The following is a 24,304-nucleotide window of genomic DNA, read 5'->3' on the forward strand; positions in this document are numbered from 1 at the left end:
ATGTCCGAAATACGCGTGGAAAATCTGCAAAAATCATTCGGCAGCTTCAATGCCGTGCAGAACTCGAATTTCGTGGTCGAGGATGGCGAGTTCCTGGCGCTGCTGGGACCATCCGGCTGCGGCAAGACGACGACGCTCAGGATGATTGCCGGCCTCGAACTGCCGACCTCGGGCCAGATCCTGCTCGATGGCAATGACGTGACGATGCGCCGGGCGCGCGACCGCGACATCGCCTTCGTCTTCCAGCTCTTCGCGCTCTATCCGCATATGAATGTGCGTAAGAACATGGCCTATCCGCTGGTCAACCAGGGCATGCCGCGCGGCGAGATCACGACACGAGTCGAGGAAACGGCGAAGCTGCTGCAGATTACCCATCTGCTCGACCGCTCCGTGTCCGGTCTTGCAGGCGGTGACCGCCAGCGCGTGGCGCTCGGCCGCGCGATCGTACGGCGCCCGAAATGCTTCCTGATGGACGAGCCGCTCGGCACGCTCGACACCGAGTTCCGCGACCTGATGGTGCGGGAACTCCGCGAACTCCATAACCGGATCGGCGCCACGACGGTTTATGTCACCCACGACCAGCTCGAAGCCATGTCGATGGCCGACAAGATCGCCATCATGAGCAATGGCGTGATCGAGCAATATGGCACGCCGGAGGAGGTCTATAACCGCCCGGCGACCATGTTCGTCGCCGATTTCGTCGGCTCGCCGCCGATGAATTTCATCCGCTTCGAAGGCGGGCTCAAGAAAGGCGATACCAGCATTGCGATCGACGGCCAGCCGGTCTTCGTGCCCGAGGTCCGCGAGGATATCGCACCCACCAGGCTTGTGCTCGGCGTGCGGCCGGAACATATCCGCTTCGATGACCGCTCGGGCCTGCGGGGCCAGGTGTTCGAGACCGCCTATCTCGGTACGTCGCAGATCGTCGCCATCGATATCGGCGGCACGATGATCAAGGCGCGCACCTCCTCGGCGCGCCAGCTTTCATCGGGCGACAATGTCGGGCTGAATTTCGACGGGCCGAAACTGTCGCTGTTCGAGGAAGCCTCCGGCCGGGCGGTCCGCTCGGTGCTTTACGATGGAGGGCTCAATGGCTGATATCGTCCTCAACCAGGTCAGCAAGGCCTTCGGCGACAACCAGGCGGTCAGGGGCGTGTCGCTCGAGATCCACGACGGCGAATTCGTCGTGCTGCTCGGCCCGACGGGTGCGGGCAAGACCACGACGCTGCGGCTGATCGCCGGGCTTGAGAAGGCCGACAGCGGCAACATCATGATATCAGGCGAGAGGGTCAATGACCTGCCGCCATCGGCGCGCGACACGGCCTTCGTGTTCCAGCAATATTCGCTCTATCCGCATCTGACTGTCTACGAGAACCTCGCCTTCCCCCTGAAGTCGCCGGCGCGGAAGATGGACAAGGCAGCGATCGACCGGCGCGTGCGTGAGGTCGCGGCGATGGTCCGCATCGGGCACAAGCTGGAGAACAAGGCGACCCGGCTTTCGGGCGGCGAGATGCAGCGTGTCGCGATCGGCCGGGCGCTGGTGCGCGAGCCGAGTGTGTTCCTGATGGACGAGCCCCTCTCCTCGCTTGACGCCAAGCTGCGCGCTGATCTCAGGCTGGAGCTCAAGCGCATCCAGAGCGATCTCGGCGCCACCATGCTCTATGTCACCCACGACCAGATCGAGGCGATGACCATGGCCGACCGGATCGGCATCCTGCATGAGGGCGAGTTGATCCAGACCGGCACGCCGCGCGACATCTACGAGCGGCCCGCCAACCTGCACGTCGCAGCGCGTCTCGGCCAGCCGGCGATCAACTTTGTCGAGCCTGGCCTGATCCCGGCGGTCAGCATGCCGGATGGCGTGCGGACGATCGGTGTCCGGACAGAGCATCTCGAAATCTTGGCCTCCGCCAACGGGTCGGCCAATGCCGAAATCGACTGGATCGAACATCTCGGCGACCAGAAGCACTTGCACCTGAAATGCGGACCAAAGAAACTGGTCAGCCTCGCCGACCCCGCTTCGCCACTTAAGGCGGGCGACAGGGTAGCGCTTTCGCTGACCAACCCACTCTTTTTCGGCGCGGATGGCAGGCGGATCGGATGATGGAAATGGACACGGTAACGATGCTCAAACCTGACGACATCAAGGCCCTGATCGGGGCGCTCGCCAAGGATATCACCGATCACGCCGACGAACTGACGGCGCTCGATTCGGCGATCGGCGATGGCGACCACGGCTACAACATGAAGCGTGGCTTCGAGGCGCTGGCTGCTGAAGCCGACGCACTGTCCACTAAGCCCATCGGTGAAGCGTTGAAGGCCGCCGGCATGAAGCTCGTCATGACAGTGGGCGGCGCGTCCGGCCCGCTGTTCGGCACCTTGCTGATGACGCTCGGCAAGGAAATCGGCGAGGCACCGGATCGCGCGGCCTTCAATGCCGCCTTCCGCAAGGCGGTGGATAGCGTCGCCGCGCGGGGCAAATCCGAAAAGGGCCAGAAGACCATGCTCGATGTGCTCTACCCTATCGCCGATGCGCTTGATGGCGGGGGCGATCCGCTGGGGATCAGTGTCGAGGCGGACAAAGCAGCGGAGGCCACCATTCCCGTCATCGCCTCCCGGGGCCGTGCCTCCTTCCTCGGTGAGCGCTCGGTGGGCCATATGGACCCCGGTTCGCGTTCGGTGGCGCTGATGGCAAGGACGATTGCGGATTTCATGGAGACGCGCCGATGAATGGCTCACCGGAAGACAATGTCGGGATCGTCATCGTTTCCCACTCGCCGAAGGTTGCCGAAGGCACGGCCGACATGGTGCGGCAAATGGTCGGCGACGAGGTGAAACTCGCATGGTGCGGCGGCGATCCCTCGGGCGGGCTTGGTACATCGGTCGAATCCATTATTGCTGCGATCGAGAATGCCTGGACCGAAAAGGGTGTCGCCATCCTCGTCGATCTCGGCGGGGCGGAAACCAATTCGGAAATGGCGATCGAGATCATCGGCGAGCCGCGTTCGGAGAAGCTCCGCATCTGCAACGCGCCCATCGTCGAGGGCGCGGTGATGGCCGCGACCGAGGCTTCGGGGGGTGCTGCGCTCGGCGCGGTGGTGGCAACGGCGGAAGAACTTTCCCCGCTTTGATAAGCGGGCCAGGAGCGGTATTATGGAGAATGCTGAGATGGATACGGCAACAGCAGCGACCCAGGTGACGATCACCCATGCGGTGGGCCTGCATGCCCGTCCGTCGGTGAAGTTCACCAAGCTCGCCAAGACATTCCAGGCCAGGACAGAGATCGCGGCCAGGGATGGTGGGCCTTGGATCGATGCCAAGAGCATCGTCAAGGTCATGGCGATGAAGGCGCCCGAGGGCACGGTGCTGCATATCCGTGCCACGGGCCGGGATGCCGATCAGGCAGTGGAGACGCTCCGCGCGCTGGTGGAGCGCGATTTCGACGAGGGCGGAGTCCATGAGCAGGGATGAACAGGTTTTCACAGGAACGCCGGCCAGTGCAGGTTTTGCCATCGGGCCGGTCTTTTGTGCCGCGCTTGCCGCGCACGGTCATTACCAGCGCCACAAATCGACCGACGCGGAATATGCACATCTGGTCCATACAGTCGAACTGACGATGGGAATTACCATCGACATGATGTCAAAGGCGCGTGGTGATGCCGCCGACATTCTCGAGTTCCAGGCCGCCATGCTTGGAGACGACACATTCCGAGACGCGGCGAAAGAATTGATCGACAACGGCATGGCCGCCGATCTCGCCTGGAGCCAAGTGCTCGACGCCGAGATCGAGAACTATGCCCAATCCGAGGAGGAGTATTTTCGCGCCCGCACGGCCGATCTGATCGACATCAAGGACCGCGTGCTGCGGGAATTGCGCGACGAGTTGGAGGCGGCCATTCCTGAAAATGTTATCTATCTTGCGGACGATATCGCGCCGACCACCTTCCTCTTCCACAATTGGACGGACGGTGGCATCGTATTGCGGCAAGGCAGCCCCACCAGCCATGTCGCCATGCTGGCCCGCCAGCGCGGCGTGCCGATGGTCGTCGGCATCGGTGGCGGTCATGTGGATTCCGGCCTGCCCTCGATCCTCGATGCGCAGGCGGGCCGCTTCATCGTCCAGCCGGACGACGCATCGCTTAGGACGTGGAAGGACGACTGGGGTGCCTTCGAACGCAAGGCAACGGTCGCCGCGCGGTTCGCGCCCAAGCCCGGCAGGACCGCTGATGGCGTGTCGATCGCGGTCCATGTCAACATCGCGGACCCGCACGAGACGGAAGCCATCGACATCGGCCATGTCGACGGCGTCGGGCTGATGCGGACCGAATTCCTCTACAATAGCAGGCTCCCCGACGAGGAGACGCAGTACGCCGCTTATCGAAAAGTCCTGCTATGGGCCGGCGGCAAGCCGGTGACGATCCGCACGGCCGATGCCGGCGGTGACAAGCCGGTGCCCGGCTTCACGGAAGCCGAGAGCAATCCATTTCTCGGCGTGCGTGGCATCCGCCTTTGCCTCGCCAAGCCGCATGTCTTCCAGGTGCAGATACGGGCGCTGCTGCGTGCCGGTGTGCACGGCAATCTCAAGATCATGCTGCCGATGGTCTCGGTGCCCGATGAAATCGAACAGGCGCGCGCGCTGTTCGACGAGGAGATGCGCAAGCTTGAGGCCTCGGGCGTGGCCTTCGCACCGCCCGAGCTCGGCATCATGGTCGAGGTCCCCTCGGTCGCGATCACGCCTGAGCGCTTCAGCAAGGCCGCCTTCTTCTCGATCGGCTCGAACGACCTGACGCAATATGTGATGGCGGCGTCGCGCGACAGCGGCGCGCTGGCAAAGATCGCCGAGGCGAGCAATCCGGCCGTGCTGTCGTTGATCGGCAATGTCGCGCGATATGGACTGAAGAACAACATTCCCATCAGTCTTTGCGGAGATGCAGGCAGCGATCCCGAACTTATCCCGCTCCTGTTAAAGGCGGGATTACGCTCCGTCTCCGTCGCCGCGTCGAGGATCGGCATGGTCAAGGCGGCAATCGCGGAGATCGATCTGCAGGCCATGGAAAGAACCGCGTGACAGACATTTCGGCCGAAGATCCCGTCAAGCTCTACAAGGCCCGGCTCTCGGCGCTCATCGACAAGCGCCCATCCGGCACGCGCCAGCGCATCGCCGATGCGCTCGGCAAGCACCGCAGCTTCGTGACGCAGATCCTGTCGACGGCTTACGCGACGCCGCTGCCGGCCAAGCATGTGCCGGTGATCTTTTCGGTCTGCCATTTCAACGGCGAGGAAAAACGGCAATTCCTCGAAGACTATCACGCCGCTCATCCCGAGAAACGCGAGGAACTGGAAGGCGGCACCGTGCTTCGGCACATGTCGCTGATGGTGCTCGACTTCAAGGACGAGGAGCGGAACCGGCGGTTCGACGAGGCAATCGCGGAATTCGCCCATCGCATGGCGGCGATCATGGGGAAGAGTGAGTAGAATTTGGGCGGTTGGGGCTGCCCCTCATCTGCCTGCCGGCATCTTCTCCCCGCATGCGGGGAGAAGGGGCTTGTGGCACGGACAGCGCCCCCATCTCCCTTCTCCCCGTTTTTCACGGGGAGAAGGTGCCGGCAGCCGGATGAGGGGCAGACGTGAAATGCAATTTAGGAGGAACACAATGAAAAAATTCATGAATTCGGTGGACACGATCCTGACCGAGAGCCTGCATGGCTTTGCCGCGGCACACGCCGATATCCTGACGCTCGACCCATCCGGCAAATTCATCCAGCGCAAGGCGCTCAAGGCGGGCAAGGTGGCGCTGATCTCGGGCGGTGGTTCGGGCCATGAGCCGCTGCATGGCGGCTTCGTCGGCCACGGCATGCTGGATGCCGCCTGCCCAGGCCAGGTCTTCACCTCGCCGACACCCGACCAGATGGTGGAAGCGGCCGCCGCCGTCGATACCGGCGCGGGCTGCCTGTTCATCGTCAAGAACTATGAGGGCGATGTGATGAATTTCGAGATGGGCGCCGAAATGGCCGGCGGCCAGGTGATGAGCGTCATCACCAATGACGACGTCGCCGTCGAGGATTCCACCTGGACGACCGGCCGGCGCGGCGTCGCGGGCACAATGGTGGTCGAGAAGATCGCCGGTGCGGCCGCCGAAAGCGGCATGGCGCTCGCCCCCCTCGCCGAGCTTGCCAAGCGCGTCAATGCCAATGCCCGCTCGATGGGCGTGGCGCTGACCAGTTGCACCGTGCCGGCCGCCGGCAAGCCGACCTTCGACATCGGCGACGGCGAAATGGAATTCGGTGTCGGCATCCATGGCGAGCCGGGCCGCCGCCGCGATACGCTGAAGAGCGCCGATGCGATCGCCGAGGAAATCTGCACATCCATCGTCAACGACCTTGGCGACAGGGCGAAGGGCAATGCCCTGCTCTTCGTCAACGGCTTCGGCGGCACGCCTGTTATGGAACTCTACCTGATGTACAATTCCGCCCGGGCGATCCTTGAGAAGAAGGGCGTGACGATCGTCCGCTCGCTCGTCGGCTCCTATGTCACCTCGCTCGACATGGCGGGTTGCTCGATCACCGTTGTCATGATGGACGGTGAAATGCTCGATCTCTGGGACCGGCCGGTGCATACGGCAGGCCTGCGCTGGGGTATGTAATCTCCAAGGGTGACTCTCGGTTCATTCATTGACTCTGCGTAAGGCGCTCTCCGACCGCGCGGAACCACTTTCCGTGTCCGGCGTTCGAGCCGCTGAGCCATTTCGGGAATCGCCAGAAAGATTCCTGAACGTGGGATTAACGGACGTTTCAGGCTGGATTCAGAAGGTATCCGGTAGAGCGCCCACAATGCCACTTCCCTTCGCCGCGATTTGACCATTTATTTGGGACACGAGCGGCCAGAGAACAGCGGGCACAAGGAACATCGAGGAAAAATCCATGGCCAAGACTTACACAGGCACCAACGGGGTCGATATTGTCAACCAGAACAATGGCAATCACGCCTATTACAACATCATCACCAAGGGCGGCGCTGACCAGATCAACGTGATACTGACCAACACCTGGGTCAACGCCGGCGATGGTGCCGACGTGGTGACCAGCGATGTCGAAGGCGCCAACAGGTTTAACCTGGGTAATGGCGCGGACATCTATACCGGTGACGGCTTCGCCAAGAGTGGACGTCATGACGAGATCTATGGCGCCGGCGGCAACGACACGATGACGATCCATACCCGCCAGAGCGACTATTTCGGCGACGGCGGCAATGATTTCATCTCCTCTGCCGGTTACTGGAATCTCCTTGTCGGCGGCAATGGCAACGACACCGTCAGCTACATGGCCCAGGACGACGACTTCCTGAAAGGCTGGGGCGTCGATCTCGACCTCGGCCGGGAATTCGCCCGCACCGGCCAGGGCCGCAAGGAAAAGATCTTCGATTTTGAAAATGCCGAAGGCACATCCTACGGCGACGGCATCCTTGGCTCCAAGGGCGACAACAAGCTCTGGGGCATGAATGGCAGCGACGATGTCAACGGCTTCAAAGGCAATGACAATCTGTTCGGCGGCAATGGTGCAGACTTCATTTATGGCGGCAATGGCGCGGACGATCTCACCGGCGGCAAGGGCGTCGACAAGATGTGGGGCGATGCGGGCAACGATCACTTCATCTTCACCGACGTTACCGACACGGGCGTCGGCAGCGGCAATCGCGATATCATCGAGGATTTCGAGAACGGCGACAAGATCGACCTGAGCGCCGCAGGCAGTTTCACCTTCATCGGCTCGGCGAATTTCAGCAACACAGCCGGCGAGCTTCGCTTCGATAACGGCGTTGTTTCCGGTGACGTGGATGGCGACGGCACCGCCGACTTCCAGATCGAGGTCAAGGGCGTCAACAGCCTGCAGAACAGCGATTTCATCCTCTGACGGGGATAACATCTTTCTGAAATGCAGAACGCCCGGCTCATCACCGGGCGTTCTTCCGTTTAGGCTGTCGCGGATCTCAGGTGCGCGAACCCGTCAGCTTGTCGATGGCTGTCGAGGTCGTGACACCGAAGACGCCATCGAGCGGGCCTTTGTAATAGCCGCGCTGCTGCAGCACGCGCTGAATTTCACGGCGGAATTCCTGGCTGTAGTTCGCCGCGCCCTTCTTCATGTCGTTGATGAAGGGTGCCTCGCCGCCTTCCAGCGCCGAGATCGCCAACCGTGCGGCCTCGCGCGGGTCGGGGCTGGTGCCCATGCCGCGATCCAGGAGATAGGCGAGGTTGCCCATCGCGTAGGTATTGCCGCTGCCGGCCGCCTTCTCATACCAGATCTTGGCCTGGTTATAGTCCTGGGGGACGCCCTTGCCGTTCTCGTAGAGCCAGGCGAGTGACGCCATCGAATAGGGATCCTCCCGCTCGGCGGCCTTCTCGTACCATTGGCGCGCTTCTTCGAAATTGATCGGCGCACCGAGGCCGTTCTGCAATGCGTAGCCGACGGAACCCATCGAGTTGAGGTCGCCGAGCTCGGCGCCGCGGCGATAGTAATCCAGCGACTTCACGTAGTCGCGCGTCACGCCCACGCCCTCGCGATACATCCACCCGAGCGAGGAGAAGGAATAAGCATCGTTCTGTGCCGCCGCCATCTCGTACCAGCGCAGCGCCTCGGGATAGTTGACCGGCATGCCGAGACCATATTGCGCCATGTAGCCGAGCGACGACATGCCCGTGACATCGTTCTTTTCGGCGGCACGACGATAGAGATCGAGCGCGCGGCCATAATTCTGGTCGACGCCCTTGCCCTCGCGATAGAGCCAGGCGAGCGCCGAGAGCGCATAGGCATCGTTCTTGTCGACGCCCTTCTCGTACCAGTAGCGCGCCTCGTCGAAATTGACGTCGGTGCCGAAGCCGTTCTGCAGCGCATAGCCGACAGAACCCATGGCATTGATATCACCCTGGAGCGCCGCCTTGCGGTAGAAATCGAGCGACTTCGCATAATCGCGCTCGACGCCGAGACCTTCGCGATAGAGCCAGCCCACGGAGGCCTGTGCATTCGCATAATCCTGCATCGCCGCCTTCAGGTACCAGTCGAAGGCAACCTTGTAGTTCTGCGAAATGCCGCCATAGCCTTCACGGTAGATCCAGCCGAGCGAGGCCTGGGCATAGGAGTTGCCGGCATTTGCCGCCCGCTCCATCATCCGCATGCCCTTCTGCATGTCCTGCGGCTCGCCGTTGCCGTAGATCGCCAGCCACGACATGTTGGTATAGGCGTGCGAATTGCCGAGATCGACGGCCTTCTGGTACCAGCGGCGCGCCTGCTCGTAATTGCGGTCCATGTCGTTGGCGCGGCCGATCATGTCATAGAGCATGGAGTCGCGCGGGTCTTCCTCTGATGCCCTCGTGCAGACATCGATTGCCTTGCGGATCTGGATATCGGCGAAGACGACGCCCGGGAAGTTCGGCTCCGAACCGGGTTCGCCCGCCAGCGCATAGCATTCGCGCGCGGTGCTGGTCAGGCTCTTCACATTCGGACGGAAGGTGATGGCATCGGCAATCGTGGTCGAGACCGAATTGGCGCTATTGACGTCGGCGCCGTTCTCGACCTTGCCGCTCGAGGAGATGCCGACATTGTTGTTTGTGTTGGTGTTATTGTTGGCGGTCTCGGGATTGAGATCCTTGCCTGCCGCCAGGCTGTCGATGGCGGTCATGGTGTCGGCACCGAAATCGCCGTTGACGACGCCACGGAAATAGCCGCGCTCCTTGAGCACGCGCTGGAATTCGACCCGGAAATTGGCCGAGAAATTGGTCGGCGACTTCTTCAACTCGTCGAGCTTGCCGGTATCGCCGCGTTCCACGGCAGCCACTGCCCAGCGCACGGCTTCCTTGGCATCGACCGATGTGCCGAGGCCCTGGTCGTAGAGGCGTGAGAGATTGCCCATAGCATAGGCGCTGCCTGCATCGGCGGCCTTCTCATACCAGTAGCGGGCTTCGACATAGTCCTGCTTCACGCCGGCACCGGCATCATAGAGGAAGCCGAGCGAGGCCATGGAATAGGAATCGCCGGCATTGGCGCCCTTCTCGTACCAATTGCGCGCCTCTTCGTAGCTCTGCGGCATGCCGAGGCCATTCTGGGCGGCATAGCCCATGGCCGTGATCGAACTCATGTCGCCGGCATCGGCGCCGCGACGATAATAGGCGAGTGACTTCTCGAAATCCTTCTCGACGCCTACGCCTTCGCGATAGAACCAGCCGAGATTGCCGAGTGCGGTGGCATTGCCCTGCTCGGCCGATTTCTCGTACCAGCGGATCGCCTCGGCATTGTTCTGCTCGGTGCCGCCATAGCCATCGCGATAGAGGAAAGCGAGCGAAGCCTGGGCCGCATGGTTGCCCGAGATCGCACCCTTTTCGAATGCCTTGCGACCTTCCCCGACATTGACCGGGCCATCAAGGCCATAGACCGAGAACCAGCCGAGATTGGTCAGCGCGAAGAGGTTGCCGAGATCTGCCGCCTTCTTGTAGTTGCGGCGTGCTTCGGCATAGTTCCGGTCGGCCTCATGGGCGCGGCCGAGAAGGTCGGCCAACATGCCGTCCTGCGGATTTTCGTTGACGGCCTGGGCGCAGGCCGTGAGCGCACGCTTGGCGTCGATCTTGGTCAGGTAGACGCCGGGAAAGCCGCTGAGCGACTGTGGTTCTGCCGCCAGCAGGTAGCAGTCGCGCGCGGCGGGCGTGTCCTTGAGGGTGAAGGAGGCGATGTTCTGATTCTGCGCCGGCGCGAGCGAGGCGATCGCCTGCTCGGCCTCGCCCTTGTACTTGCTGTCCGGGTAGCGCTCGAGGAACCGTTTCAGGGCCGACGTATCGGTCGACCCTTTCAGTGCCTCCCAGGCGATCTGGTCTGCGCTTATGTCAGGGTCGGCTTCGGCTGCGGCGAGAAGCTTGAGCTTCTTCTCGGCCAGCATCTTGTAGACGGCGTCCGAGCCGTGCTTGGCGATGAAGGCTTCGAGCAGTTCCTTGTCGGCGAGGTCCTTGATGTTCTGCCAATCGGCGGCAGCAGATGAGATACCGTTCGGGGCGACCTCTTCCTTCTTTTCCTCGGGCTTGGCATCGGCATTGTTGTTGACGGTGACGTTCAGTTCCTTGATCGAAAGGTAGATCTGCGCACCGCCGAGCGAGCCATAGACGAACGGTTCCTGCTTGCGCTGCGTGACCTTGACCACCTCGTCGCGGACCTGGCCGAGTGCGATGCGGATATCGACGCCGGGCTGGGCGATATATTTCGACAGCGCCTCGGCGAAGGGGGAGTTCTCGCCCGAGCCGTCGAGCGCGACGGTGCCGGCGCGCGAGGCGTAGGCGACCAGCGTGTCGGCGCCTTCGGGCTCGACCTTGGCAAGGCCCTTCTGCACGGCGCGCGTGCCGGACGATGCTGCCATCGCCTCGATGAATGGATTGTTGCGGCAGGCATCCAGGATGATTAGCTTGAGGCGCGAGGCGCCATTGAGCGAACGTTCGGCGCGCTCCAGCGGCAGCGCTTCGTCTTCAACGTCGCGGTCGGATTTCAGCAGGGCATCGGTCGGGATGAGGTAGTTGGTGCCCTTCATTTCCAGGCCGTGGCCCGAGTAATAGAGCACCGCGACCTCGGAGCCGTAGACCTTGTCCTCGAAGGAACGCAGCGCCTTCTTCATGCCCACAAGATCGACATCGATCGCGACATCGACTTCGTCGAAGCCTGCAGCGAGCAGCGTGGTGCGCATCAGCTGGACGTCATTGCTGGGATTCTTGAGCGGCGCCGTCGCGAGGTATTGCTGATTGCCGATCAGCAGCGCAACTCTCTTGCCCGCTTCCGCGGCACCACTGGAGAATGCGAAAACCGCCGCGAATACAAACAACAAAGGGAGACGGCGTGGTGTTAGCCGCATGGACATGCCCGTACCTCCAGAAAGTCTATCGGGAGTATTACGGATGGCCCCATGAGATTCAATGTCGCGCATGGAGAAAATTTAATAATTGATAAACCCGGGGCTCACGCAACGGTCATCCAGCGGCGCTCGAAATGCGATCTGGCCATCGCGTGAACGGCCCGTTCTATTTCCAGACCGCGTTCGAAATCGATCACGTGGGCCGGTTGCCCGGATATTGCCGACAGCATTTCCCGGCACTCGATGATCTTCAGATCGTTGAAACCCAGGCCATGGCCGGGCGCCGGGATGAACTTGCCATAGATCGGGTGATTGCCCGATGTCATGACCGTGCGGAAGCCGTGATTTGCCGGCTCGCCCTTGCGGTCGTAGAGCTGGAATTCGTTCATCCGCTCCTGGTCGTAAAGGATGGAGCCCTCGGAGCCATAGACCTGCACCATGATTCGACCCTTGCGGCCCCAGGCCGAACGGTTGGCGAGCAGCACGCCCGACACGCCGCCCTCCATGTGCATCAGCACATTGGCGATGTCGTGGTTCTCGACCGCCCGCCTGCCCCCTTCCCGCGCCGGCCGGTCGGCATAGGGCTTGGCCATGTCGGTCATCACTTCGGTGGGCAGGCCGACAAGGACCGAGAGCAGCGACAGAGGATGGACCGCAAAATCGTCGAGCGCGCCATAGCCGGATCGCGCCTCGCTCTTCCAATAGAAGGCCTCGGCGGGATCGGCCATGTAATCCTCGTCCATCTCGACGCGGACGTGGGTCACATTGCCGATGGCACCCGAACGGATGAGCGCGGCAATGTGGCGGATCAGCGGATTCTGGATGTAGTTGTAGCCCATCACAGTGACCTTGCCCGATGCGCGGGCGGCGGCCAGCATGCGCTCGGCATCGGCAAACGAGGTTGCCATCGGCTTTTCGCACCAGACATGCTTGCCGGCTTCGAGCGCGGCGATCGCCATTTCGGCGTGGAACTGGTTAGGCGTGGTGACCGAGACGACATCGACATCCGGGTTGGCGACGACCTCGCGCCAGTCAGCCGTGGATTGGGCAAAGCCGAATTCGTCGGCTTTCTTGCGGGCGAGCTCGGCATTGACCTCGCCGAGACTGACCAGGCGCGGCCGCTCGACATCGCCGAATACGGACGCCACCGCGTTCCACGCCAGCGCATGGCACTTGCCCATGTAACCCGTGCCGATAAGCCCGATTCCCAATCCCGCCACGATGACCTCCACATCCGATTGCCGGAACGGATACGCTATCGCTAGTAATTTGGGAATATAAATTTCGCCATTATGGGGATTGTGACAGTGGTTTCGCTTTCTTGTGGAATAAACGTTCCGGTCTTGGTATGCAATCCTCTCAAATGTGGAGGAATGGATGGACGATCAGGCGAAGACCGGAGCGGTGCCCCGCGATTTCGACAGTTTGCGTGCGTTCATGGTCGAGCGCAAGTCCGACATGCCCAAACGGCTAGCGCAGGTTGCAGCCTATTCGCTCGCCAATCCCGATGAAATCGCCTTCGGCACGGCCGCCAGCATTGCCTCAGCCGCCGAGGTGCAGCCATCGACGCTGGTGCGTCTGGCGAGGCACCTCGGCTATGAAGGTTTCTCCGATCTCCAGAGCATTTTCCGCGATCGACTCAAGGAGAAGAACCTCTCCTACGAGGAACGCCTCAACATCCTCGAAAAAGACAGGAAGCATGTCGAGGAAGCCGAGCTTTTGAGCGGCTTCCTCAACGCGGCTTCACAATCCATCGCTCGCCTCGCCTCGGCAATCGATCCGGCGCATTTTGCCAAAGCGGTCGATATAATGGCGCAAGCCGAGACGATCTACCTGATCGCCAAACGCCGCTCCTATCCGCTCACCGCCCACATGGCCTACGCCTGCGGCAAGCTCGGTATCCGCTATATCATGGTCTCCTCGCCCAATGGGGTGGAGCCGGAGATGGCGCAGTTCGCCACCACGCGTGACGCCGCCTTTGCAGTCTCCTTCTCGCCCTACGCCGCCGACAGCATCGCCTATGCCCAGGCTTTTGCGAAGCGCGGCGTGCCACTGGTGTCGATCACCGACTCAGTCTTCTCTCCGCTGACCGGTTTTTCGACCACATGGTTCGAGGTTGCGGAATCGGATTTCTCGGGCTTCCGCTCACTCTCGGCCTCCATGGCGCTTGCCATGGCCCTGCCGGTAGCGATCGCCGAGAAGCGACGGCAGAGCGGGCGTGAAAAGTTGCAGAACGAGAGATGAAATGAAAATTCCATTTGACTTTATAATGGAACTAATGTTTCAAAACAAATAAATCGATAATGCAGAAGACGCCTTGCGCGGAGGAAAACATGGCCCAGTCCGGTAGCGGTCTTGAAAGACGTCTCGATGTGATCGCCATCGGCCGGTCCTCCGTGGATCTCTATGGCCAGCAGAGCGGCTCGCGGCTCGAGGACATCGCCTCCTTCGCCAAATCCGTCGGCGGCTGCCCGACCAACATTTCCGTCGGCACGGCGCGGCTGGGCCTGCGTTCCGCGCTGGTCACCCGGGTCGGCGACGAGCAGATGGGCCGCTTCATCCGCGAACAGCTCGACCGTGAGGGTGTGAACACATCAGGCATCGTCACCGACAAGGAACGGCTGACCGCGCTGGTGCTGCTGTCGGTCGAATCCGAAGGCGTCTCGCCGATGATCTTCGTGCGCACGGACTGCGCCGACATGGCGCTCGACGAGGACGATATCGACGAGGATTTCGTGAAATCCTCAGCCGCCGTGCTGGTTTCCGGCACGCATTTCTCCAAGCCGAACACCGAAGCCGCACAGCGCAAGGCGATCCGCCTCGCCAGGGAAAGCGGCGGCAAGGTGATCTTCGATATCGACTATCGCCCCAATTTGTGGGGCCTCGCAGGCCATGCCGAGGGCTTTGAGCGCTATGTGAAATCCGACCGCGTCTCGGCGCTGATGAAGTCGGTACTGCCGGATTGCGATTTGATCGTCGGCACCGAGGAGGAGATCATGATCGCCTCGGGTGCGGATAATGTGCTGGCGTCGCTGAAGGCGATCCGCGCTGTGACGCCTGCGACCATCGTGCTCAAGCGCGGCGCCATGGGCTGCATCGTCTATGACGGTCCGATCAGCGATGATCTCGAAGACGGCATCATCGGCCAGGGCTTTCCGATCGAGGTCTATAATGTGCTAGGCGCCGGCGATGCCTTCATGTCCGGCTTCCTGCGCGGCTGGCTGAAGGACGAGCCGCACGCGACATCGGCCACCTGGGCCAATGCCTGTGGTGCTTTCGCCGTCTCCCGGCTGCTCTGCGCGCCGGAATATCCGACCTGGGATGAATTGCAGTTCTTCCTCCGCAACGGTTCGAAGTTCAAGGCGCTGCGCAAAGACGAGGCGATCAACCATATCCATTGGGCCACCAACCGCCGCAAGGAAATCCCGCTCTTGATGGCGCTCGCCATCGACCATCGCTCGCAGCTGACCGACATCGCCGACGAGTTGAAGGTTTCTCATAGCAAGATCAATGCCTTCAAGCGGCTCGCCGTCGCCGCTTGCGCCCGCGTCAGCCAAGGTCGCGAGGGCTATGGCATGCTGATCGACGAGCGTTTCGGCCGCGAAGCCTTTTTCGATGCGGCCAAGAAGAACCTCACCTGGATCGGCCGGCCGGTGGAACTGCCCGGCTCGCGTCCGCTGCGCTTCGAGTTCAGCCAGGACATCGGCTCGCAACTCGTCGAATGGCCTGTCGACCATTGCATCAAGTGCCTGTGCTTCTACCACCCCGACGATCCGGAGCACCTCAAGAAAGAGCAACAGCAGAAATTGCGCACGCTGTTCGAAGCCGCCCGCAAGGTGGGCCGCGAACTGCTGGTCGAGATCATCGCTGGCAAGCATGGCAAGCTCGATGACGACACGATCGCCCGCGCCGTGCAGGAACTCTATGATCTCGGCATCAAGCCCGACTGGTGGAAGCTTGAACCCCAGCATTCGGCCCAGGCGTGGAAGAACATCGAAGCCGTGATCGCCGAGAACGACGAATATTGCCGTGGCATCGTGTTGCTGGGCTTGGAAGCTCCGGCTGCGGAACTGGAGAAGGCTTTTGCGGCCACCGCTGTTGCCTCGTCTGTGAAAGGTTTTGCCGTCGGCCGCACGATCTTCGCGCATGCCGCCCAGCAATGGCTGTCGGGGCAGATGAGTGATGAGGCTGCCATATCAGACATGGCGGGGCGGTTTGAGGAATTGACGAAGGCGTGGTTGAGGACGCGGGGGCGGTGATGTTGCTTGGTTGGGATAAAACCCCTCACCAAGCGCGCCCAAGTCTTCGCCTTCGGCTCACACGGGCTTGCTATCCTCTCCCGCAGGGGGAGAGGTAGGCGCCGAGTTTACCTCTCCCCTTGCGGGAGAGGATACGAAGGCCGGGTGAACGATAGTGAACCCTTGGCCGAAGTTGGTGAGGGGTGAATCCTCTCCAAATCAAACGAGAACGAATTAAACCGCGACCGAATTGAATGGCGGGAGGAACACGATGACCAAGACGATCCGGCTGACGATGGCACAGGCTGTCGCGCATTACCTCAAGAAGCAGATGACCGTGGTCGACGGCAAAAAAGTGTCCATCTTCGGCGGCGTCTGGGCGATCTTCGGGCATGGCAATGTCGCCGGCATGGGCGAAGCGCTTTACCAGGTGCGCGACGAACTGAAGACCTACCGCGCGCATAACGAACAGGGCATGGCAAATGCCGCCGTCGCCTATGCCAAGGCCAGCTTCCGCCAGCGCTTCATGGCGGTGACGACCTCGATCGGACCGGGCGCGCTCAACATGGTGACCGCCGCCGGTGTCGCCCATGTAAACCGCCTCCCCGTGCTGTTCCTGCCTGGCGACGTCTTCGCCAACCGCGCGCCGGACCCAGTGCTGCAGCAGATCGAGAGTTTTCAGGACGGCACCCTCTCGGCGAATGATGCCTTCCGCCCGGTGGTCCGCTATTTCGACCGCATCACGCGGCCGGAACAAATCATCTCGGCACTTCGCCGCGCCATGCAGGTGATGACCGATCCCGTCGATTGCGGCCCGGTCTGCCTGTCGCTCTGCCAGGACGTACAGGCCGAGGCTTTCGACTATCCGGAAAGCTTCTTCGAGGAAAAAATCTGGTCCTTCCGCCGCCCGCTACCCGACGAGAACGAGCTTGCGGCAGCCGTCGCGGCGCTCAAGGCCTCGACCAAGCCGGTCATCATCGCCGGCGGTGGCGTGCTCTATTCGCTGGCAACCGGGGAACTCACCGCCTTCGCTGAAAAGCACGGCATCCCCGTCGTCGTCACACAGGCGGGAAAGTCCTCGATCGACGAGCGCCATCCGCTCGCCATGGGTTCGGTCGGCGTGACCGGCACTTCGGCCGCCAATGCACTGACCGAAGAGGCCGATCTGATCCTCGCCGTCGGCAGCCGCCTGCAGGATTTTACGACCGGCTCCTGGGCGATCTTCAAGGGCGATCACGTCAAGTTCGTCGGTATCAACACCGCGGGCTTCGACGCCGCCAAGCATGATGCGCTGCCCGTTGTCGGCGATGCCAAGGTGACGCTCGATGCGATGTCGAAGGCGCTCGGCGGCTGGGCAGCACCTGCCGCTCTCAAGGACAAGGCAGCCAGGGTGAAGGCCGAATGGATGACGGCGGCCGACAAGGCAATGGCCGCGACCAATGTGGCGCTCCCCTCCGACGCCCATGTCATCGGCGGCACCGCTCGCAATCATTCCGGCGAGAACACCGTGCTGGTCTGCGCCTCGGGCGGCCTGCCGGGCGAACTCCACAAGCTCTGGCCGGCCACCTCGCCGGGCAGCTACCATATGGAATACGGCTTTTCCTGCATGGGCTACGAGATCGCCGGCGGGCTGGGCGTCAAGATGGCGCGCCCCGATGCCGATGTCGTCGTGATGCTCGGCGACGGCTCCTACATGATGATGAATTCGGAGCTCTCGACCTCCGTCATGATCGGCCAGAAGATTACGGTCGTGTTGCTCGACAACCGGGGCTTTGGCTGCATCAACCGGCTGCAGATGGCGACCGGCGGCGCGAACTTCAACAACCTGTTGAAGGACGCCTATCACGAGGTGATGCCCGACATCGATTTCCGCAAGCATGCGGAGAGCATGGGCGCCGTGGCAATAAAGGTTGCCTCGATCGCCGAGCTGGAACAGGCGCTGAAGGACACCAGGGACAACGGCAGGACCACCGTGATCGTCATCGATACCGATCCGCTGATCACCACGGATGAGGGCGGCCATTGGTGGGATGTCGCGGTGCCTGAAGTCAGCACCCGCGAACAGGTCAACAAGGCGCGCGCGGAGTATGTGAAGGCCCTCTCCGCCCAGCGTATCAACTAAGGCCAACAGGAATGACCGTCGCCGAAAGATCGGGTCTCGATCGCCTGGCGATGCATGAAGGAGAATAGTATGAAAGCCAAACTCGGCATGTCGCCCATCGCCTGGTGGAACGACGACCTTCCGGAACTCAGCGACGATGTGTCGCTCGAGGAATGCCTCCGCCAGTCGCGCAGCGCCGGCTTCACCGGCATGGAACAGGGCCGCCGCTTCCCCAACAATCCCTCGGAGATGCTGCCGATCCTGCGCGCCGCCGACGTGACGCTGTGCGGCGGCTGGTTCTCCGGCACGCTGGTCGACGAGGAACTTGGCCCCAACAAGGATCGCATCCTCCCGATGATCGAACTGTTCAAGGCGGTAGAAGCGCCCTGCATCGTCTATGGCGAAGTGGGCCGCTCGATCCAGGGCGACCGTTCGAAGCCGCTCGCCACAAAGCCGCGCCTCGATGACGACGAGATGAAGGCCTATGGCCGCAAGGTCACCCAGTTCGGCGAATGGTGCGCCGAGCAGGGTATGCCGCTGTCCTACCACCACCATATGGCCGCCGTGGTCGAGACTGAACCTGAACTCGATGCTTTCATGAAGAATTCGGGCGAAGGTATTCCGCTGCTGCTCGATGCCGGGCACCTGGCCTTTGCCGGCGGCGACGTGTTGCGCGCCATCGACAACCACCATGCCCGTATCAATCATGTCCACGTCAAGGATATCCGCAAATCCGTGGTGGATGGTCTCGACCGCAGCCGGCAATCGTTCCTCGATGCCGTGGCGCTCGGCGCCTTCACCGTGCCGGGCGACGGCTCGCTGGATTTCGGCGCGATCGTCCAGCGGCTGGCCGATCACGGCTACGAAGGCTGGTTCGTCGTCGAGGCCGAGCAGGACCCGAGGAAAGCGCCGCCCGCTAGGATGGCCGAGATCGGGTATAAGGAGCTGATGCGGGTGATGACGGCGGCGGGCTATACGGTGGAGACGGAAGGGTTTCCGAAGGGTTAGCGGCGTACGTCGTTTCACCCCTCACCTAGTGCGCCCAAGCGTTCGACTTCGTCTCACGCGGGCTTACTATCCTCTCCCACAGGGGGAGAGGTAAACTCGCGGCACAGCCTTGCCACAAGGGAGGCCGAGCGTGAGGCACCTTACCTCTCCCCTTGTGGGAGAGGATACGAAGGCCGGGTGAGCGAAGCGAACCCTTGGCCGAAGTTGGTGAGGGGTAAATTCTCCTCAAAATCAATGGAGAACACAGCCATGCCAAACCTACTCGTAAAACCAAACGGCACCCAAGGCCGCGTCACACATGTGACGCCGGAAAGCGCGGGCTGGACCTATGTCGGCTTCGACATGCACCGGGTGAAATCCGGCGACCGGATCAGCGCCCTGACCGGCGACCGCGAAGTCTGCCTCGTCTGGATCAGCGGCAAGAGCGAGACTGTTGTCGAAGAGAAACCGATGGGCGTGCTCGGCGAGCGGATGAGCCCGTTCGAAGGCGCACCGCATGCGCTCTATGTCCCGGCTGGTTCGGAATGGCAGGTCAAGGCGCTGACCGATCTCGAACTCGCCGTCTGCTCGGCACCCAGCGGCGGCGACCACAAAACCAAGCTCATTCCGCCCGGCACGCATCCGCAATTCATCCGCGGCAAGGGCGCCAATGTCAGGCATGTCACCAACATCATGCCGGAAGACGATAATTCCGCCCATTCGCTGCTGGTGGTGGAAGTGATCACGCCATCCGGGAACACCTCGTCCTATCCCTCGCACAAGCACGACCAGGACGACCTGCCGAACGAGAGCCTGCTTGAAGAGACCTACTACCACCGCCTGAACCCGCCGCAAGGCTTCGCCTTCCAGCGCGTCTACACCGACGACCGCTCGCTCGACGAGGCGATGGCGGTGGAGGACGGCGATGTGACGCTGGTGCCGAAGGGCTATCATCCCTGCGCGACGATCCACGGCTATGACCTCTATTATCTCAACGTCATGGCCGGGCCGAAGCGGGTGTGGAAGTTTCATAATGCGCCCGAGCACGAGTGGCTGCTGAAGGCGTGAGCGACAACGGCCCACAGCTTGACTTTTGCCTCCAGTTTGAGACTCTCGAGTCAAACTGGAGGTCGCGATGCTTTTCAATGTGGAAGAGGCTGTGGAACGCTTTGAAGAGTTGATGGAGCGCGCTCGCTCTGGAGAAGAAATTCTTATTTCTGAAGGGCCTGGTAGGACTGTCCGGATGGAGCCGATTGTCAAGCAACCGGACCAAACGGGCGGAGAAATCCCCGCCCATTCGGATTCATAATCACTTCACACCGGCTGCAACACCCCAAACCGCCAACCCCGCCGCATGGCGTTCACCCCCAGCACCACCGCGATCAGGCCGACCATGGCGATGTCGGAGGCGGGACCTGCCATCCATATGCCCGTCTCGCCGAACAGATGCGGCAGGATCAGGAGCAGTGGCATCGTGAACAGATAGTTCCGTGACAGGCCCAGGATACCGGCATTGGCGGCATCGCCGATCGACTGGAAATAGCCGGACAGGATGATCGGCAGGCCGCAGAGCACGTAGACAGCGGCAATCCAGGGCAGGATTCGCGCGGTCTCGCTAATGATCAGCGGGTCGCTTGAGAACATCGCGCCGATCTGTGGCGCCATGAGCCAGGCGACAAGCTGTACGGCCCCGCAATGCAGCGTGACGACTAGGAGCGCGATCTTGAGGCTGGCATTGGTGCGGTCCATCAATCGTGCGCCGTAATTGTTGCCCGCGATCGTCTGGAAGGCGATCGAGATGCCCAGCATCGGCAGATAGGCGACCGTCAGCAGACGCGTGACGATGCCATAGGCGGCGATCGTCGCCACATAGTGCTCCATCTCCCAAAGGCGGATATTTGTGATCATTGCCGCCGAAATCAGCGAGGTGCCGAGGAAGCCGAGGCTCGACGGGGCGCCGAGTGCCAGCATCTGTTTCCATTCGGTCACCGGGCCGGGACGTGCGAGCTTCAGCACGCCGGGGGTCCGGAAACGGAAGGCCAGCACGATCGACAGGCAGATCGCCTGGGCCAGCACCGAGCCGAAGGCCGAGCCCGCGACGCCCCAGCCAAAGACGCCCATGAACAGCCAGTTGAAGGCGATATTCATCAGCGTCGCCGAGATCGTCACCAGCGTCATGAAGCCGAGGCGCCCCTCGCAGCGCAGCCCGTCGATATTGAGCGACAGGAAGAAGGTGACGGGCGCGAAGGCGACCATGATCGTCATGAAGAGTTCGGCATTGGCAGCCACGGCGGGCGCACCCGCAGCGCCCTCGGCGATCGCCATGCGGCCGAGCGTGAAGAACAGCAGATAGACGAAAGCGATCACGGCGAGAACCAGCAGATGCGCGCCGGTGAAGGTCTGGCGCGCCTGATCGCGGCGTCCGGCGCCGAGATGGCGCGCCAGAATGCTCGACATGCCATTCGACACAAGCGTCTGCAGCGCGACCATCATCATCGCCATGGGAAAGATGAGGGACACGGCGGAGAGCGCATCGGCTCCGGCATAAAGGCCGATGAAATAGGCGTCGGCCACGACATAGAGGCCGTTGATGGTCATGATCAGGATGATCGGCGCCGCGGTCCTGGCAAAAAGCGCAGGCAGGCTGCCATGCAGGAACATATTGTTCGCATCAGTGGAATTCATCGAAACCTCGTCAATCCAGTTCGCGAAACCAGCACGCTTCAGAACGCACTATGTCGGGAGCTCGCATTGCCGTCAGTTCGCTCAAGCGATGTGACAGGGTTCGATCAGAAGAGGAATTCACCATGAGCATTTGCTCGCGAGCGGCAGGCACCTCGGCCGCCAATCGATATACGGGACGCCGGCAAAAGCGTCAATCTGCCGATCCATGACATTGTCTTATGACACCCATCTCCAGGCCGATAAAGCGTAACGCGTTGGCGCCAAAGCGGATTCAGATTTGTTAAACGATCGGATGATATGATTGCACCGACGCAACACTCTGGAGGGAGCCATGTCCTTACATCATTTCAAGGACTTTCACGAGCGGCTGCAACTCCAGAATCCGAAGCGCAGCTTCCGCCTGCACAGTATCGATCGTTCCGGGCTGATCATCCCGGTTGGCCATCATCTTACCATCTCCACCCAGCATCACTGCGTCATCCAGCGCATTTCCTGTGCTGCGGCGCTGATCAACATCAATCCCCGCATCGAGCTGCCGAAGAATTTCTTCCTCGTCATCCTCGGCTCGAGCGAGGAGATCGGTGCGACCGAAGCAAGCCGCGAAGGCGATCACATGCTGGTCAAGTTCAACATGTTCCTCGATGTCGGCTTCCTGCAGAGCATCGTCGGCACCGCTTCGCTCGAGATCGAGCCGCTCGCCTAACCAACCTCTACGAACGCTCGGCGCGCAATCCAGAGATGCGTTTCAAAGCTGGACACTGACCGTTGGTTTTCCTCAATAAATTTCGCAATAGATAAAAATCTAACTTTCGGATTGAAGCGAGTGAAACACTCCTGTGCGAAGTTGTCCCGGTAACCCCTGGGGAGCCATCATGGCCGAGAACGCACTAGCCAGCCTTCATAGCGACGCCTCTCAGCACGGCCGCGGCGCCGAGCGATTTGTCCTCAACCGCGCTGCGCGGTTGATGGCGGTCAATCCCGCGCTCGCCGGCATGTCGATCCGCAGCTGTCACCTCGTGGACATTTCAAAGATCGGCGCAACCATCAACCTGATGACCACGATCGGCCTGCCGGATCACTACTACCTCAACATCGTCGGCACCTCGAACCGCATCGGTTGCGCCGAGATCTATCGCAATGGCAGCCGCGTCGGCGTGAAATTCATCAAGCCGATCGAGGACGAGTTGCTGCACGTGATCGTTCGCGGCGACTTCTTCACCGAAGCCAAATGACCATCTTGCAGGCGCAAGCGAAAACCTTATTGTCCTCCTCCGGAGTGAATCAGGGTTTTCCAGCATGTCGACTTTCTCGCGCTTCACGCGCATCGCCCGCGATCTGCCGGCCACCGTTCCGTTCGTCGGGCCGGAGGCCATCGAGCGCAACCGCCATCTAGAGGTCAAGGCGCGGATCGGCGCCAATGAGAGCGGCTTCGGACCGGCGCCGTCGGTGATCGAGGCGATGCGGCAGGCCGCGACCGAGACCTGGAAATATACCGATCCGGAGAGCTTCGAGCTCAGGCACGCGATCGCCGCGCATCTAGGCCTCGACCCCAAATTCATCAATATCGGCGAAGGCATAGACGGCATTCTCGGCCAGATCGTGCGGCTGGTGATCGAGCCCGGCATGCCGGTCGTCACCTCGCTCGGCGGCTATCCGACGTTCAATTACCACGTCGTGGGTTTCGGCGGCCGGCTGGTCACGGTTCCCTACAGGGATGACAAGGAAGACCTCGACGGCCTGCTCGCGGCGATCAAGCGCGAGGATGCGCCGCTCGCCTATTTCGCCAATCCGGACAATCCGATGGGCAGCTGGTACAGTGCCGAACGCGTGCTGGAATTCGCGCGCGCGGTGCCGGAAACCACGATGCTGATCCTCGACGAGGCCTATGGCGAGACCGCACCATCCGGCACTATACCGCCATCCGAGGCGCTGATCGACCGGCCGAACGTGATCCGCACCCGCACCTTCTCGAAAGCCTATGGCCTGGCCGGCTCGCGTATCGGCTACGTCATCTCGGCTGAGGATACCGCCACCGCCTTCGACAAGATCCGCAACCATTTCGGGCTGAACCGGATCGGTGTGGCGGCAGCCATCGCGGCGCTCAAGGACAAGACCTACCTTGAGGAGGTTCTGGGCAAGATCAGCGCAGCGCGCGATCGCATCGCCACCATCGCACGCGCCAATGGGCTCAGCCCTCTGCCCTCGGCGACGAATTTCGTGGCGGTGGATTGCGGCCGCGACGGCGCCTATTCGCGCGCCATCGTCGATGGCCTGATGGAGGAAGGCGTGTTCATCCGCATGCCCGGTGTCGCGCCTCTCAACCGCTGCATCCGGGTCAGTGTCGGTCCGGACAAGGATCTCGATCTCTTTGAGGCGGCACTGCCGAAAGTCTTGAAGCGGTTGGGAAACCAGTAGA

Annotated in this window: 21 protein-coding genes; 18 read left to right on the forward strand and 3 right to left on the reverse strand. The window is 61.7% G+C overall.

Annotation, left to right across the window (positions count from 1 at the left end):
• The 9 genes from ACSQ26_RS14070 to ACSQ26_RS14110 all read left to right on the forward strand — a co-directional run bounded on the left by ACSQ26_RS14070 (window position 1) and on the right by ACSQ26_RS14110 (window position 7,910).
• Window positions 1–1,098 (forward strand): ABC transporter ATP-binding protein, encoded by a 1,098-nt coding sequence (locus ACSQ26_RS14070; protein ID WP_436009750.1) that lies wholly within the window; start codon window positions 1–3, stop codon window positions 1,096–1,098.
• Complete coding sequence (locus ACSQ26_RS14075; RefSeq protein ID WP_436009752.1) at window positions 1,091–2,104, forward strand: ABC transporter ATP-binding protein; 1,014 nt, start codon at window positions 1,091–1,093, stop codon at window positions 2,102–2,104. Before ACSQ26_RS14070 ends, ACSQ26_RS14075 begins: the two co-directional genes overlap by 8 nt.
• A 5-nt stretch (window positions 2,105–2,109) precedes the next feature.
• On the forward strand, window positions 2,110–2,730 hold the full coding sequence (gene dhaL, locus ACSQ26_RS14080; RefSeq protein ID WP_436009754.1) for a dihydroxyacetone kinase subunit DhaL: 621 nt from the start codon (window positions 2,110–2,112) through the stop codon (window positions 2,728–2,730).
• Window positions 2,727–3,131, forward strand: coding sequence for a dihydroxyacetone kinase phosphoryl donor subunit DhaM (dhaM, locus tag ACSQ26_RS14085; RefSeq protein ID WP_436009756.1), 405 nt, complete (start codon window positions 2,727–2,729; stop codon window positions 3,129–3,131). The genes dhaL and dhaM overlap by 4 nt, the downstream gene beginning before the upstream one ends.
• Before the next feature lie 37 nt (window positions 3,132–3,168).
• Entirely contained in the window at window positions 3,169–3,471 is a 303-nt protein-coding gene (locus ACSQ26_RS14090) for an HPr family phosphocarrier protein (RefSeq protein WP_258161303.1), read from the forward strand.
• On the forward strand, window positions 3,458–5,068 hold the full coding sequence (ptsP, locus tag ACSQ26_RS14095; protein ID WP_436009758.1) for a phosphoenolpyruvate--protein phosphotransferase: 1,611 nt from the start codon (window positions 3,458–3,460) through the stop codon (window positions 5,066–5,068). The genes ACSQ26_RS14090 and ptsP overlap by 14 nt, the downstream gene beginning before the upstream one ends.
• Window positions 5,065–5,475, forward strand: a complete 411-nt coding sequence (locus ACSQ26_RS14100; RefSeq protein WP_436009760.1) for a hypothetical protein — start codon at window positions 5,065–5,067, stop codon at window positions 5,473–5,475. Before ptsP ends, ACSQ26_RS14100 begins: the two co-directional genes overlap by 4 nt.
• Window positions 5,476–5,653: 178 nt before the next feature.
• Window positions 5,654–6,643, forward strand: a complete 990-nt coding sequence (gene dhaK, locus ACSQ26_RS14105) for a dihydroxyacetone kinase subunit DhaK (protein WP_436009762.1) — start codon at window positions 5,654–5,656, stop codon at window positions 6,641–6,643.
• 277 nt (window positions 6,644–6,920) lie between these two features.
• On the forward strand, window positions 6,921–7,910 hold the full coding sequence (locus ACSQ26_RS14110; RefSeq protein ID WP_436009764.1) for a calcium-binding protein: 990 nt from the start codon (window positions 6,921–6,923) through the stop codon (window positions 7,908–7,910).
• Window positions 7,911–7,986: 76 nt separating this feature from the next.
• Here the strand turns inward: ACSQ26_RS14110 and ACSQ26_RS14115 are convergent, their stop codons facing one another.
• Window positions 7,987–11,883, reverse strand: coding sequence for a caspase family protein (locus ACSQ26_RS14115; RefSeq protein WP_436009766.1), 3,897 nt, complete (start codon window positions 11,881–11,883; stop codon window positions 7,987–7,989).
• 98 nt (window positions 11,884–11,981) lie between these two features.
• Window positions 11,982–13,097 carry a Gfo/Idh/MocA family protein gene (locus tag ACSQ26_RS14120; protein WP_436009768.1) on the reverse strand — a complete coding sequence of 372 codons (1,116 nt, stop codon included), beginning with the start codon at window positions 13,095–13,097 and terminating at the stop codon, window positions 11,982–11,984.
• 157 nt (window positions 13,098–13,254) lie between these two features.
• On the opposite strand from ACSQ26_RS14120, the gene ACSQ26_RS14125 reads away from it, so the two are divergent.
• The 6 genes from ACSQ26_RS14125 (at window position 13,255) to ACSQ26_RS14150 (ending at window position 20,512) form a co-directional block, all read left to right on the forward strand.
• Window positions 13,255–14,121: a MurR/RpiR family transcriptional regulator gene (locus ACSQ26_RS14125; RefSeq protein ID WP_436009770.1), complete on the forward strand. Its 867-nt coding sequence runs from the start codon at window positions 13,255–13,257 to the stop codon at window positions 14,119–14,121.
• A gap of 89 nt (window positions 14,122–14,210) precedes the next feature.
• Entirely contained in the window at window positions 14,211–16,136 is a 1,926-nt protein-coding gene (locus tag ACSQ26_RS14130) for a bifunctional 5-dehydro-2-deoxygluconokinase/5-dehydro-2-deoxyphosphogluconate aldolase (protein ID WP_436009772.1), read from the forward strand.
• Window positions 16,137–16,386: 250 nt separating this feature from the next.
• Window positions 16,387–18,237: a 3D-(3,5/4)-trihydroxycyclohexane-1,2-dione acylhydrolase (decyclizing) gene (gene iolD / locus ACSQ26_RS14135; protein WP_436009774.1), complete on the forward strand. Its 1,851-nt coding sequence runs from the start codon at window positions 16,387–16,389 to the stop codon at window positions 18,235–18,237.
• Between the two features lie 69 nt (window positions 18,238–18,306).
• On the forward strand, window positions 18,307–19,224 hold the full coding sequence (iolE, locus tag ACSQ26_RS14140) for a myo-inosose-2 dehydratase (RefSeq protein ID WP_436009776.1): 918 nt from the start codon (window positions 18,307–18,309) through the stop codon (window positions 19,222–19,224).
• Between the two features lie 249 nt (window positions 19,225–19,473).
• Window positions 19,474–20,271, forward strand: coding sequence for a 5-deoxy-glucuronate isomerase (gene iolB / locus ACSQ26_RS14145; RefSeq protein ID WP_436009778.1), 798 nt, complete (start codon window positions 19,474–19,476; stop codon window positions 20,269–20,271).
• Between the two features lie 67 nt (window positions 20,272–20,338).
• Complete coding sequence (locus tag ACSQ26_RS14150; RefSeq protein WP_436009780.1) at window positions 20,339–20,512, forward strand: hypothetical protein; 174 nt, start codon at window positions 20,339–20,341, stop codon at window positions 20,510–20,512.
• A 5-nt stretch (window positions 20,513–20,517) separates the two neighbouring features.
• Here the strand turns inward: ACSQ26_RS14150 and ACSQ26_RS14155 are convergent, their stop codons facing one another.
• On the reverse strand, window positions 20,518–21,888 hold the full coding sequence (locus tag ACSQ26_RS14155; protein ID WP_436009782.1) for an MATE family efflux transporter: 1,371 nt from the start codon (window positions 21,886–21,888) through the stop codon (window positions 20,518–20,520).
• A 331-nt stretch (window positions 21,889–22,219) separates the two neighbouring features.
• Here ACSQ26_RS14155 and ACSQ26_RS14160 point away from each other — a divergent pair, with 331 nt between their 5' ends.
• The 3 genes from ACSQ26_RS14160 to ACSQ26_RS14170 all read left to right on the forward strand — a co-directional run bounded on the left by ACSQ26_RS14160 (window position 22,220) and on the right by ACSQ26_RS14170 (window position 24,303).
• Window positions 22,220–22,591: a hypothetical protein gene (locus ACSQ26_RS14160; protein ID WP_436009784.1), complete on the forward strand. Its 372-nt coding sequence runs from the start codon at window positions 22,220–22,222 to the stop codon at window positions 22,589–22,591.
• Window positions 22,592–22,760: 169 nt separating this feature from the next.
• Complete coding sequence (locus ACSQ26_RS14165; protein WP_436009786.1) at window positions 22,761–23,120, forward strand: PilZ domain-containing protein; 360 nt, start codon at window positions 22,761–22,763, stop codon at window positions 23,118–23,120.
• Between the two features lie 64 nt (window positions 23,121–23,184).
• Complete coding sequence (locus ACSQ26_RS14170; RefSeq protein WP_436009788.1) at window positions 23,185–24,303, forward strand: pyridoxal phosphate-dependent aminotransferase; 1,119 nt, start codon at window positions 23,185–23,187, stop codon at window positions 24,301–24,303.
• Window position 24,304 lies beyond the last annotated feature (1 nt).

It is taken from the genome of Rhizobium sp. LjRoot254 (genome assembly GCF_964254105.1).
Taxonomy (GTDB): Bacteria; Pseudomonadota; Alphaproteobacteria; order Rhizobiales; family Rhizobiaceae; genus Rhizobium_E.